This window comes from Achromobacter sp. 2789STDY5608615, from assembly GCF_001298995.1.
GTDB lineage: Bacteria > Pseudomonadota > Gammaproteobacteria > Burkholderiales > Burkholderiaceae_B > Achromobacter > Achromobacter insuavis.
Genome location: NZ_CYTY01000025.1, coordinates 60071 through 72952, shown reverse-complemented (window position 1 = coordinate 72952; position 12882 = coordinate 60071). Strand labels below are relative to the sequence as shown.

Here is a 12882-nt window from a genome sequence, read left to right as displayed (position 1 = left end):
AAGGCGGCGCGGGACGCAATCAGTCAGTCGGTTCGCGGTGTCACGGTGACGGGATTGCCGTTCACCAGCGCTTTGATCCTTACCTGTCCGGGCGCGGCCTGCCTGGCGGGAAAGCGCCACTCGCGCTGACGCTGCGCCAGGGCATAACCCAGCAGCCCGTCGACCTTGCCCAGCTGCGCATCGGCGCCGCCCACGACCTGCAGGGCCGCCACCTGCGCATAGCGGGTGCCGGTATTGGCGAGTCGCAATACCCATTCCTTGCCGTCGCGCGCCAGGTGCCAGGCCAGCTCCGGCGTCGGTTCGGGCGTGGCGCCGGCCACGAAGACCGGCACCGAATAGCGCATGCGCAACACCACGCCATTGACCAGCGGCGTGGACGGATCGGGAATCTCGTCGATCACCAGCCGGTAGCTCTGCTCCAGCGGCGCCACGTCCTTGCCTGCCCGCACCAGCCGCACCAATTGCTCGCCTTTGGGCGGCACCTGGATGATGGGCGGACTGGCCTGGATCGCCTCGGTCGGCGCCAGCACGTCATCGCCCTGGGCCTGGTCCCAGGCGTAGACGCGCACCTGGCCGTAAATGGGCGTGATGCCCGGATTGCGCAGCATGATGCCGGTGGCGCTCTGCTGCGGCGGCAGGTCCACCAGCACGGGCGATATCTGCAGCGTCGCCGCCCGCGCCGGCACGGCCAGGACGCTCCAGGCGAACGCCGCACCGACCAGTATGCGGAAAAGACGGCCCGCGAATGGGCGGGCCACTAGAAATACACCGTCGCGGTCACGGTCGAGGAATACGTATCGGGCGCCGGCGTGCTCTGCACGGGCACCGTGCCGTTCACGGTCAGCGCCTGCGATGAGCCATTGCCGACGCCGCCGACGCGATCGGTGGAGCCGGTATCGCCCCAGACCACCGTCTGGTTGGGCGCCGGCTGGTACAACTGGTATTGCACCGTGCTGGCGGTATTGCCCGTCCCGGTCCCGTTCATATAACGGGTGGCGAAGGTGGATCCCGAACCGCTGCCGGCGCTCAGGCCGACGGTATAGGGCGTGGTATTGGTGCAGGTCACGTTGACCGTGGTATTGCCCGTCACCGCGGTGGTGAGCAGGCCGTGACTGCCGAAGCTCAGGTTATTCGCGGCAATGGTGCAATTGGCCGTAATGGTCAGCGTCACCGTCATGTTGGCCGTGGTCTGGGCCAACGCCACCTGGGGCAGGGCGCCGGCCGCCGCCAGTGTCAAAGTCAGAGTCGTCGCGCACAAGGACAAGCGTTTCATGAATCACTCCCACGAAATACTGCTGCACTGTCAGACCTGCATAACAACCATGGTACGGCGAATAAAGTAGGCGGGCACAATTTGGTTAAATTCAAACCCGCATCGCTTACCACTTCTCACCAAACGGATTAAGAATCCCGGACAACGAATTGAATTGTCTCTATGAAAACACGATTAATCCGGGATTGGATATTTTGTTGTAATTCAGCACATTAGAGAATTTCAATTAGTAACAGACGTCCTGAAAAATGCGGGAATTGCCGGCGGCGAGATTATGCTTTGATGATTATTCCGCCGCCGCCACGGGTGACCGCCCGGTCGCATTAATGCCGAGCGGCCGATAATCACCCCGCGCGCGCCATTGCGCCCGCCCGCCATGCGCGCGCCACGCCCGGTCGACGGCGCGGTCATGCGCGCCCGGCTGACGAAGCGTTGAATCGACATGTCGCACTAGAATCAACGCTCACCCACAGCCGTCGGCCCCGGCGTTTCGCCGCGCGTCTCCTCATGTTCTCCTTCTCAAGCAACACCATCCATCCGGCGGGCCGCGGCCTGCCGGCGTCCGAACGCCTGGGCGCGCTGCTGGCGGTCATGCTGGCGGTCTGCATGGCCAGTCTCGACACCGCCATCGCCAACACCGCGCTGCCGACCATCGCGCGCGACCTGCAGGCCAGCGACGCGGGCTCCATCTGGGTCATCAGCGGCTACCAGCTGGCGATGGTCGCGGGCCTGCTGCCGGCGGCGGCGCTGGGCGAGATCCTGGGGCACCGGCGCGTCTACATGGTCGGCATCGTGGTGTTCACGCTGTCCTCGCTGGCCTGTGGGCTGGCGCCGTCGCTGCCGGTGCTGGTGGCGGCCCGCATCCTGCAGGGCCTGGGCGCGGCTGGCGTCATGAGCGTGAACGCGGCCCTGCTGCGCTTCATCTATCCGGCCCCGGTGCTGGGTCGCGGCATGGGCCTGAACGCGATGGTGGTGGGCCTGTCGTTCGCCGCGGGGCCGACCGCGGCCTCCACCATCCTGCTGCTGGGATCGTGGCACTGGCTGTTCCTGATCAACGTGCCGATCGGCCTGCTGGCGGTGGCGCTGGGCCTGCGCGGCCTGCCCCTGACCACGCGCGCGCCGCACGGCTTCGACGGCCTGGCGGCGGCGCTCTGCGCGCTGACGCTGGGCCTGTTCGTGCTCGGCTCGAACGAACTGGCGCACAGCGCGCCGTGGCCGCGCGTGACGCTGGAATGGGCCTGGCGGCGGCCAGCCTGTGGCTGCTGATGCGGCGCCAGGCCGGCCACCCCGCGCCGATCCTGGCGGTGGACCTGTTGCGCCGGCCGCTGTTCGCGCTGTCCGCCGCCACCGCCGTGTGCGCATTCGCGGCGCAGGCGCTGGCGTTCGTGTCGCTGCCGTTCCTGTTCCAGACGGTGCTGGGCTACACCCAGGTGCATACCGGCTTTCTCATCACGCCGTGGCCGGTGGTGGTGGCGATCATGGCGCCCATCGCCGGCCGCCTGTCGGACCGCTATCCGGCCGGCATCCTCGGCGGCGTGGGGCTGGCGCTGCTGGCCCTGGGCATGGCGTCGCTGGCCGTGCTGCCGGCCGCGCCCTCGGCCTGGGACATCTCGTGGCGCATGGCGCTGTGCGGCGCCGGCTTCGGCTTCTTCCAGTCGCCCAACCTGCGCGCCATCATGACCTCGGCGCCGCCGTCGCGCGCGGGCGGGGCCAGCGGCATGATCGGCACGGTGCGGCTGCTGGGGCAGGCCACCGGCGCCGCGCTGGTGGCGGCGTGCTTCAACGTGTCGACCACCCATGGCGCCGTGATCGCGCTGTGGCTGGGCGGTTTGTGCGCCGCCCTGGCCAGCCTGGCGAGCTTCGCGCGGCTGCGCTTTGGCGCGATCGAACCGGCCGAAGCGCCCGCCGCACGGTGAAAAGACACTTTTATTACAGTTAATGTCGTTATATATCGTGGATCAATCGACACATACGTAAGATGTGCAACACGCGCTAAATATCAAAGGGGGCCGGGCCGTTGTCCGGGGTGAGGCAGTCTCCTACCCCCCTAGAAAGACGCGTATGACACAGTTCCTGAAAGACATCACCATCCGCCGCATGATCCTGAGCACGCTGCTCATGATCAGTGTCCTGTTCGCCGGCCAGGCGACCATCAGCGTCAACGGCCTGCGCCACGCCGGCGACGCCCTCGAAGCCAGCAACGACCTGCTGAACGAAGTTTCCTCGCTGTCCCTCATCAACGACCAGATCATGCGCGCCCGCCTGCGGCTGGCGCGGCAGCTGGAGTACGCCCGCGACGGCCTGGCCGCGCCGGCCGCCGAAGAAGGCCGCGCGATCGACGCGGCGCTGCAGGAAGCCCGCAAGAACCAGCAGGCGTTCCTGGAGTCGGCCAAGAACGATACCCCCGCGTCGATCCTCGACCCGTTGCGCAACGACTTCGACGCGCTGGTCAACGGCGGCATCGCGGTGCAGCGCAATTTCCTGGCGCAGGATGACATCGAGAAGGCCCGCGCCCATGCTTCGGGGCCGGTCGTCACCGCCAGCCGCGCCTTCGGCAAGAGCATCGAGAACTACCAGGCCTACGCCAGGCAGCGCCAGGAAGACCTGATCGCACGATCCAGCGTCGAACGCCGCGACGCCTATGTCGGCATCGGCATCGTGCTGGGCATCAGCCTGCTGTTGCTGGTGCTGGGCGACCGCTATGTCGTGCTCTTCATGCAGCGGCCGCTGAACGTGGTCAAGCGCCACTTCCAGCACATCGCCTCGGGCGACCTGACCGCGCCCATCGCGACCTACGGCAACAACTGCGTCGGCCAACTGATCCCGTATCTGCAGGAAATGCAGGCCAGCCTGGTCCAGACGGTGCACTCGGTGCGCGACGGCGTGGCCGAGATCAACACCGGCTCCAGCGAGATCGCCGCGGGCAACCAGGACCTGTCCAGCCGCACCGAGCAACAGGCCGCCTCGCTCGAGGAGACCGCGGCCAGCATGGAACAGCTGCTGTCCACCGTCACCAGCAACGCCGACAACGCGCGCCAGGCCAACGCCATGGCCGCCGAGGCCTCGGAAGTGGCCCGCCGCGGCGGCGCGGCGGTGCAGAGCGCGGTCGCCACCATGCGCGAGATCGCGCAGGACTCGGGGCGCATCGAGGACATCGTCGGCGTGATCGACGGCATCGCGTTCCAGACCAACATCCTGGCGTTGAACGCGGCGGTCGAGGCCGCGCGCGCCGGCGAGCAGGGCAAGGGTTTCGCGGTGGTGGCCGGCGAGGTGCGCTCGCTGGCGCAACGCAGCGCCAGCGCGGCCAAGGAAATCAAGCAGCTGCTGGGCGCCTCGGGCGCGACGGTGCAGGCCGGCGCGGTGCAGGTCGAGACCGCCGGCCGCACCATGGAGGAAATCCAGGCGGCGATCGAGCGGCTGACCACGCTGGTCGGCGACATCGCCAGCGCCTCGCACGAACAGGTGACCGGCATCGACCAGGTCAACACCGCCGTCACGCAGATGGATCAGGTGACGCAGCAGAACGCCGCGCTGGTCGAACAGGCCGCCGCCGCGGCGGCCTCGCTGGAATCGCAGGCGCAGCGCCTGCAGCAGTCGGTCAGCACCTTCCGGCTGCCGGCCGGCCAGCAGGAATACGCGCCGCCGGCCCTGCCGGTGCGTGAACGCCTGGCGCTGTCGGCCTGATCCCCGCGCGCGGCGCCGGCCTCGGGCCGGCGCCGCCGCGTCAGTCCAGCGCGGTCGCGCAGACCGGCTCGCCGTGGCGGATGACCCGCTTGGGCAGTTCGCCGCCGATCCAGTACGCCAGCTCGGCGGGATGCGCGATGTCCCACGCCACGAAGTCGGCGACCTTGCCCGGCGCCAACACGCCGTGGCTGGCCTGCAGGCCCAGCGCGCGCGCCGCGTGGATCGTGGCGCCGGCCAGCGCCTCCTGCGGCGTCAGGCGGAACAGGGTGCATGCCATGCTCAGCATCAGCCGCAGCGACAACGCGGGCGAGGTGCCCGGGTTGAGGTCGCTGGAAATCGCGATCGGCACGCCGTGGCGCCGCAGCAGGTCGATCGGCGGCAGCTGCGTTTCGCGCAGCGCGTAGAACGCGCCCGGCAGCAGCACCGCCACCGTGCCGGCCGCCGCCATGGCGCGCACGTCGGCCTCGGTCAGGTATTCCAGGTGATCCGCCGACAGTGCGCCATGGCGCGCGGCCAGGCTGGCGCCATGCAGCGACGACAACTGCTCGGCGTGCAGCTTCACCGGCAGGCCCAGCTGGGCCGCGGCCTGGAACACGCGCTCGACCTGCGCCGGCGAAAAGGCCAGGTGCTCGCAGAAGGCGTCCACCGCGTCCACCAGCCCCTCGGCCGCCAGCACCGGCAGCATGCGGCGCGCGACCTCGTCGATATAGTCATCGGCGCGGCCGGCGAATTCAGGCGGCAGCGCGTGCGCCGCCAGGCAGGTGGCGCGCACGGTCAACGGCAGGGTCTGCCCCAGGTGGCGCGCCACCCGCAGCATCTTGCGTTCATTGGGCAGGTCCAGGCCGTAGCCGGACTTGATCTCCAGCGTGGTCACGCCATCGCGCAGCAGGTGCAGCGCGCGCCGCCGCGCGCTGGCGTACAACTGCGCCTCGGTGGCGGCGCGGGTGGCGCGCACCGTGCTGGCGATGCCGCCGCCCTGGGCCGCGATCACCGCGTAGTCCACGCCCTGCAGGCGCTGTTCGAATTCCTGGCTGCGGTCGCCGCCGAACACCAGGTGGGTGTGGCAGTCGATCAGCCCCGGCGTCACCCAGGCGCCGCCCAGGTCGTGCTCGGCCGCCTCGTCGCCGCGCGGCAGGTCGGCTTCCGGGCCGACCCACTCGATATGTTGGCCGCGCGTCACCAGCGCGGCGCGTTCGACGGCGGCGTATTCGCCGCCGGCCATCGTCGCCACGTGGCAGTTGCGCCAGATCTGTTTCATGGGCGTGCTCCCGTCATCGTCGATGCGCTCACAGGCTGGGCAAGAGGCCGGCCGGCATCAGCGCATTCAGGTGGCGGCCGGCGATCAACCGGCTGGCGGCCTCGATGTCGGGCGCGAAGAAACGGTCCTTCTCGTAGTGCGCGACCTGCTCGCGCAGCAGGCCGCGCGCGCGCTCCAGCTTGGGCGAGGTCTTCAACCCCGCGCGGAAGTCCAGTCCCTGGCAGGCTCCCAGCCACTCGATCGCCAGGATGTCGCGCACGTTGTCGGCCATCGGCCAAAGCCGCTTGCCGGCGTTGGGCGCCATCGACACGTGGTCTTCCTGGTTGGCCGAGGTCGGCAGGCTGTCGACGCTGGCCGGATGCGCCAGCGCCTTGTTGTCGCTGGCCAGCGCGGCCGCCGTGACCTGCGCGATCATGAAGCCCGAATTGACGCCGCCGTTGCTCACCAGGAACGGCGGCAGCTGCGACATGTGCTTGTCCATCATCAGCGAAATGCGGCGTTCGGACAGCGCGCCGATCTCGGCCAGCGCCAGGGCCAGGTTGTCGGCCACCAGCGCCACCGGCTCGGCATGGAAGTTGCCGCCCGACAGCACGTCGCCCTGTTCGGCGAACACCAGCGGGTTGTCGGACACGGCATTGGCCTCGATCTGCAGCACCTGCGCCACGTGGCGGATCTGCGTCAGGCACGCGCCCATGACCTGCGGCTGGCAGCGCAGCGAGTAGGGGTCCTGGACCTTGTCGCAATCGACGTGCGAATGGCCGACCTCGCTGTCTTCGGTCAGCAGGTCGCGGTAGACGGCGGCCACGTCGATCTGGCCGGGCTGACCGCGCGCCTCGTGAATGCGGGCGTCGAACGGCACGCGCGAGCCGAGCATGGCTTCCACGCTCAGGCTGCCGCAGACCAGGCCGGCGGCCAGCAGGTCCTCGGTCTCGAACAGGCCGCGCAACGCATAGGCGGTCGACACCTGGGTGCCGTTCAACAGGGCCAGGCCTTCCTTGGCGGCCAGCGTCAGCGGGGCCAGCCCGGCGCGCGCCAGCGCGGCCTTAGCCGGCAGCCACTCGCCGTCGCAGCGGGCGCGGCTTTCGCCCAGCAACAGCAGCGACATGTGGGCCAGCGGCGCCAGGTCGCCCGAGGCGCCCACCGAACCCTTGAGCGGGATGTGCGGATAGACGCCGGCGTTGACCAGCGCGATCAGGCTGTCGATGACCTGGCGGCGGATGCCCGAGCGGCCGCGCGCCAGGCTGTTGATCTTGAGCACCATGATGAGCCGCACCATGGCATCGTCCAGCGGCTCGCCCACGCCGGCCGCGTGCGACAGCACCAGCGAGCTCTGCAGCGCCTGCAGGTCCTCGCGCGCGATCTTGGTGGAAGCCAGCAGGCCGAAGCCGGTGTTGATGCCGTAGGCGGTGCGGCCCTCGGCGATGATGCGCTCGACGCAGGCGACGCTGGCGTCGATCGGGCCGTAGGCGGCCGGGTCCAGCGTCACGCGGCCCGCGTGCTGGTACACCTGGCGCAGTTGCGCCAGGGTCAGGTGGCCGGGGTTCAGGTGCAGATCCATTTCTTATTCTCCAGGACGGATGTTCGGTGTCATGCGATGTCGTGTCCGCGCCGGATCGGGCGGGGCGCGGGCGCCTGCCCGCGGCGGGCGAACACGTAATAGAGCAGGCCGGGCACGATCAGCCCGATGATCCAGGAAATGTCGACGCCGCCCAGGCGCGCGACCATCGGGCCGGTGTAGAGCTTGGTCGAGATGAAGGGCATCTGCACCAGCACCCCGAACACGTACACCAGGATGCCGGGCCAGTTCCAGCGGCCATAGCGGCCGTCCGGATCCGACAGTGCCGCCACATCGTAGCGCTCGCGGTTGATGAAGTAATAGTCCACCAGGTTGACGGCGCTCCAGGGCGTGAAGAAGGCCAGCAGGAACAGGATGAACGACTTGAATGCGTTCAGGAACGAATGCTGGCCCGCCAGCGCCACGCAAGTGGCCGCGCCGACGATCAGCACCACGAACGCCAGCCGCTGGCGCCGCGAGATATCCACATGGCCGCGAAAGCCGCTGATGATGGTGGCGATGCACATGAAGCTGCCGTACGAGTTCAGCGTCGAGATCGTGACCTTGCCAAAGGCGATGCTGAAGTACAGCAGCGCCGCGGTGGCGCCGGCGCCGCCCAGGCCGACGATGTAGGCCACCTCGCGGCCGGCGAACTGCCCGGCCGCCATCGCCGCCGCCAGCACGCCCAGCGTCATCGCGATCTGCGCGCCCACCACCGACCCCAGGCCCACCGCCAGAAAGGTCTTGAACGACGAGGTGCGGCTGGGCAGGTAACGCGAGTAGTCCGCCACGTACGGGCCATAGGCGATCTGCCACGAGGCCGCCAGCGACACCGCCAGCAGGAACGAGGCCCAGCTGAAATGACGGATCTGCAGCAGCTGGCCGACGTCGCCCAGCGCGATCACGCGGCTGAAGAGGTAGACAAACGCGATCAGCCCCAGCACGCTGGCGACCCGCCCGATGAGGTGGATCATGCGGTAGCCGAAAACCGTCACCAGCACGATGACGGCCGCGAACAGCAGGATGCCGGCGCTGTCGCTGACGCCCAGCAGCTGGCCGATGGCCTGACCCGACAGCACGGTGCCGGTGGCCGTGAACCCCAGGTACATCAGGCACACCAGCACGATCGGGATGGCCGCGCCGTAGACGCCGAACTGCACCCGGCTGGAGATCATCTGCGGCAGGCCCAGCTTGGGGCCCTGGGCCGCGTGCAGCGCCATGACGGCGCCGCCGAACACCTGGCCGATGAACAGCCCGATCAGCGACCAGAACACGTCGCCGCCCAGCACCACGGCCAGCGCGCCGGTGACGATGGCGGTGATCTGCAGATTGGCGCCCAGCCACAGCGTGAACTGGCTGTAGAGCCGGCCGTGGCGCTCGGTCTCGGGAATGAAGTCGATCGAGCGCCGTTCGATCAGCGACCCGCGGTCCTGCCCCATGCGTTGTCTCCTTGCGGGCGCCGCGCCGCGACGCCCGGTTCTTGGCGGTGCGCGCCGGCCGCGGCTCAGCGCTGGGCGTTGACCATGGGCAGGTCCAGGCCCTGCTCGCGGGCGCAGTCGATCGCGGCCTGGTAGCCGGCATCGGCATGACGCATCACGCCGGTGCCCGGGTCGTTGGCCAGCACGCGGGCGATGCGTTCGGCCGCGGCATCGGTGCCGTCGCACACGATCACCATGCCGGCATGCTGCGAGAAGCCCATGCCGACGCCGCCGCCGTGATGCAGCGACACCCAGGTGGCGCCGCCCGCCGTGTTCAGCAGGGCGTTGAGCAGCGGCCAGTCGGACACCGCGTCGGAACCGTCGCGCATGGCCTCGGTTTCGCGGTTGGGGCTGGCGACGGAGCCGGAATCCAGATGGTCGCGGCCGATCACCACCGGCGCCGACAGCTCGCCGCTGCGAACCATCTCGTTGAACGCCAGGCCCAGCTTGGCGCGCTGCCCCAGGCCGACCCAGCAGATGCGCGCCGGCAGGCCCTGGAAGCGGATGCGCTCGCGCGCCATGTCGAGCCAGCGATGCAGGTGCGCGTCATCGGGGATCAGTTCCTTGACCTTGGCGTCCGTCTTGTAGATGTCCTGCGGATCGCCCGACAGCGCGGCCCAGCGGAACGGCCCCACGCCGCGGCAGAACAGCGGGCGGATGTAGGCGGGCACGAAGCCCGGGAAATCGAAGGCGTTGGCGACGCCTTCCTCCTTGGCCATCTGGCGGATGTTGTTGCCGTAGTCGAACGTCGGCACGCCCTGCCGCTGGAACGCCAGCATGGCTTCGACGTGGACGGCCATCGACTGCTTGGCGGCCTTGACCACGGCGGCCGGCTCGCGCTTGGCGCGTTCGCGGTATTCGGCCCAGGTCCAGCCGGCCGGCAGGTAGCCGTTGAGCGGATCGTGGGCGCTGGTCTGGTCGGTGACCATGTCCGGGCGCACGCCGCGCCGCACCAGCTCGGGCAGCACCTCGGCGGCGTTGCCGCACAGCGCCACCGACACCGCGCGGCCTTCCCGGGTGTAGCGGGCGATGCGGGCCAGCGCGTCATCCAGGTCGGCCGCCTGTTCATCGACATAGCGGGTGCGCAGGCGGAAATCGATGCTGGCCTGCTGGCATTCGATCGTCAGCGAGCAGGCGCCGGCCAGCGTCGCCGCCAGCGGCTGCGCGCCGCCCATGCCGCCCAGGCCGGCGGTCAGCACCCAGCGGCCGGCCAGCTTGTCGCCGTAGTGCTGGCGGCCCGCCTCGACGAAGGTCTCGTAAGTGCCCTGCACGATGCCCTGGCTGCCGATGTAGATCCAGCTGCCGGCGGTCATCTGGCCGTACATGGCCAGGCCCTTGGCGTCGAGTTCGTTGAAATGCTCCCAGGTGGCCCAGTGCGGCACCAGGTTGGAATTGGCGATCAGCACGCGCGGCGCGTTGGCGTGGGTCTTGAACACGCCGACCGGCTTGCCCGACTGCACCAGCAGGGTCTCGTCGTCCTCCAGGCGCTTGAGCGTCTCGACGATCTTGTCGTAGCAGTCCCAATCGCGCGCGGCGCGGCCGATGCCGCCGTAGACCACCAGTTCCTTGGGATTCTCGGCCACGTCCGGATCGAGGTTGTTCATCAGCATGCGCAGCGGCGCTTCGGTCAGCCAGCTCTTGGCGGTGAGCTGGTTGCCGCGCGGCGCGCGGATCTCGACGTCGCGGTATCGGTTCGATTGTTCCAAGGCAGTCTCCATGATCGACGCCGCGGCGCGATGCGCGGCCTGTTGGCGGAATCATAGGATGCCTATGCTTGTATATACAAGCTGATTGGACCAGGTTCCTGATCAGGGATTTCCCGTACGACGCCGCGCTCGGCGGGCGTCGCAAGGCGGCATCAGCCCTGGCGCGGCTGCAGCTCGATCAGGCAGGCGTCCAGGACCGTGGCGGATTCCAGGCGGTATTCGGCCAGGCCTTCCGCGCTGTCCAGATGCAGGCAGTCGTAGCGCGCGGGCGACGGCAGCAACAGGCCATCGCGCCGCGCCGTGAGCGCGTCGCCGGCATTGAACAGCAACACGATGCTGGCCGCGCTGTGGAAGGTCCAGTCGCGCGCGCCGCCGATCCATTGCAGCCGCGCGTGGTAATGGCGTGGCGAATAGATCAGGTTGAAATCACGGATAGGGCCATCCAGCAGCCGGCAATCGACCCGCGCGTCGCCGGAGAACGCATAGGCCTGCCGCGCCAGTAGCGGCGCCTTCTCGCGACCGTCGACGGTCAGCGCGATGCCCGCGCCTTCCAGCACGGTGATGACGCGCTGCAGGCCGCTGAACGCGGAAAAGCCGCCCGCCTGCGCCACGTCGGCGATCGACAGGCGCCAGGTGAACGCGGCGCTGCTGCCGCCGGCGTTGCACGCCACTTCCTGGGTGGTGCCGCCGCCATTGCGCCACGGCATGCGGGGATAGTCCTGTGCCCGATACAGGCGCACGTCAAGCGAAGTCATGTGGAGAATTTTCCTTCCAGGCGATGGCGCGAACCGGGGTGGATCAGGCGCGCCAGGGTGACGGCGCGTTCGCCCGACCAGGTGCGCCGGCGGATCAGCAGGCAGGGCTCGTTGCGGTCGATCTGCAGCAGCTGGCATTCGCGCGGCTTGGCGACGATGGCCTCGACCACATGTTCGCCCTCGGTCAGCGGCGCCACCCGCGTCAGGTATTCATAGGGCGTGTGGCGGGTGAAGTCCTGCTTCAGGTAGTCGGGCGCCAACCGCACGTTGACGTAGCGGTCTTCGAGCTGGATCGGCACGTCGTCCTCGAAGTGCACAATGAGCGAATGGAACACCGGCTGGCCTTCGCGGATGTCGAGCGCGGCGGCCTGTTCGCTGCCGGCGGCTTCCTCGGCCAGCCGCACCACGCGGCTGTGGTGGCGATGGCCGCGGGCCGTGATCTCGTCGGCGATATTGTTGACCGCGAACAGCGCCGAACGCGTCTTGGGCTGGGCCACGAACGTGCCCACGCCCTGCATGCACACCAGCAGGCCCTCGGCCGTCAGCTCGCGCAGTGCGCGGTTGATGGTCATGCGGGAATAACCCAGCTCCTGCACCAGCTCGCTTTCCGAGGGCACGCGGTAATGCGCCGGCCACGCGCCGCTGCGGATCTGCTGGGCGATCATCTGCTTGAGTTGCGCATAAAGCGGCGCGGGCAGGGCGTTGGCCTGGGCCGGCAGGCTGGGCGGATTGGAAGCCACGGAATATCCTGTGTCGTGCCGTTGGACGAAAACCGATTATAGGGGCCACTAGACATGTACAGACAGGCGGCCCGCGCTGGACGCGGACTGCCTGGCCGCGTATCCCCCCCCCCTGTATCTACCGGAGCCCGCCGTGCCCCATTCCCCCGCAGAGAAAAAGCGCGTCACCACGCGCCTGCGCCGCATCCAGGGCCAGGCGCTGGCGCTGGAGCGCGCCGTCAACGAAGGCACGGAATGCGGCGCGCTGCTGCAACAGCTGGCCGCCCTGCGCGGCGCGGCCACCGGCCTGATGGCCGAAGTGCTCGAAAGCCACCTCCGGGAGACCTTCCTCCAATCCGCCCAGGGCGGACGGCCCGGCGCCACGATCGAACCCGAAGCGGAAATCGATCAGATCATGCGCATCGTCCGTTCCTATCTGAAATAACGCCATCGA

The 12882-nt window shown here is 68.9% G+C and carries 10 protein-coding genes and 1 pseudogene; 3 read left to right on the top strand and 8 right to left on the bottom strand.

Features of this window, described 5'->3' with window-relative positions:
* Window positions 1–23: 23 nt before the first annotated feature.
* Window positions 24–758, bottom strand: coding sequence for a fimbrial biogenesis chaperone (locus AOZ49_RS20790; protein ID WP_231689818.1), 735 nt, complete (start codon window positions 756–758; stop codon window positions 24–26).
* Window positions 758–1273, bottom strand: coding sequence for a spore coat protein U domain-containing protein (locus AOZ49_RS20785; protein ID WP_054477491.1), 516 nt, complete (start codon window positions 1271–1273; stop codon window positions 758–760). The genes AOZ49_RS20790 and AOZ49_RS20785 overlap by 1 nt, the downstream gene beginning before the upstream one ends.
* A 507-nt stretch (window positions 1274–1780) precedes the next feature.
* Here AOZ49_RS20785 and AOZ49_RS20780 point away from each other — a divergent pair.
* Window positions 1781–3189 (top strand): annotated as a pseudogene (locus AOZ49_RS20780) (MFS transporter).
* A gap of 145 nt (window positions 3190–3334) precedes the next feature.
* Window positions 3335–4957 carry a methyl-accepting chemotaxis protein gene (locus tag AOZ49_RS20775; protein WP_054477489.1) on the top strand — a complete coding sequence of 541 codons (1623 nt, stop codon included), beginning with the start codon at window positions 3335–3337 and terminating at the stop codon, window positions 4955–4957.
* Window positions 4958–4997: 40 nt separating this feature from the next.
* Here AOZ49_RS20775 and hutI read toward each other — a convergent pair whose 3' ends face one another.
* The 6 genes from hutI to hutC form a co-directional block, all read right to left on the bottom strand.
* Window positions 4998–6215, bottom strand: coding sequence for an imidazolonepropionase (gene hutI / locus AOZ49_RS20770; RefSeq protein ID WP_054477487.1), 1218 nt, complete (start codon window positions 6213–6215; stop codon window positions 4998–5000).
* A 28-nt stretch (window positions 6216–6243) separates the two neighbouring features.
* A complete protein-coding gene (hutH, locus tag AOZ49_RS20765) occupies window positions 6244–7773 on the bottom strand; it encodes a histidine ammonia-lyase (RefSeq protein WP_054433999.1) in 1530 nt (509 codons plus the stop codon).
* A 29-nt stretch (window positions 7774–7802) separates the two neighbouring features.
* Entirely contained in the window at window positions 7803–9209 is a 1407-nt protein-coding gene (locus tag AOZ49_RS20760; RefSeq protein ID WP_054477485.1) for a purine-cytosine permease family protein, read from the bottom strand.
* 65 nt (window positions 9210–9274) lie between these two features.
* On the bottom strand, window positions 9275–10966 hold the full coding sequence (hutU, locus tag AOZ49_RS20755; RefSeq protein WP_054477483.1) for a urocanate hydratase: 1692 nt from the start codon (window positions 10964–10966) through the stop codon (window positions 9275–9277).
* 140 nt (window positions 10967–11106) lie between these two features.
* A complete protein-coding gene (locus AOZ49_RS20750) occupies window positions 11107–11709 on the bottom strand; it encodes a HutD/Ves family protein (RefSeq protein ID WP_054434002.1) in 603 nt (200 codons plus the stop codon).
* Window positions 11706–12449, bottom strand: a complete 744-nt coding sequence (gene hutC, locus AOZ49_RS20745; RefSeq protein ID WP_255353703.1) for a histidine utilization repressor — start codon at window positions 12447–12449, stop codon at window positions 11706–11708. The genes AOZ49_RS20750 and hutC overlap by 4 nt, the downstream gene beginning before the upstream one ends.
* A gap of 133 nt (window positions 12450–12582) precedes the next feature.
* On the opposite strand from hutC, the gene AOZ49_RS20740 reads away from it, so the two are divergent.
* The gene (locus AOZ49_RS20740) at window positions 12583–12873 is read left to right on the top strand and encodes a metal/formaldehyde-sensitive transcriptional repressor (RefSeq protein WP_006392430.1); all 291 of its coding nucleotides are present in this window, start codon (window positions 12583–12585) and stop codon (window positions 12871–12873) included.
* Window positions 12874–12882 lie beyond the last annotated feature (9 nt).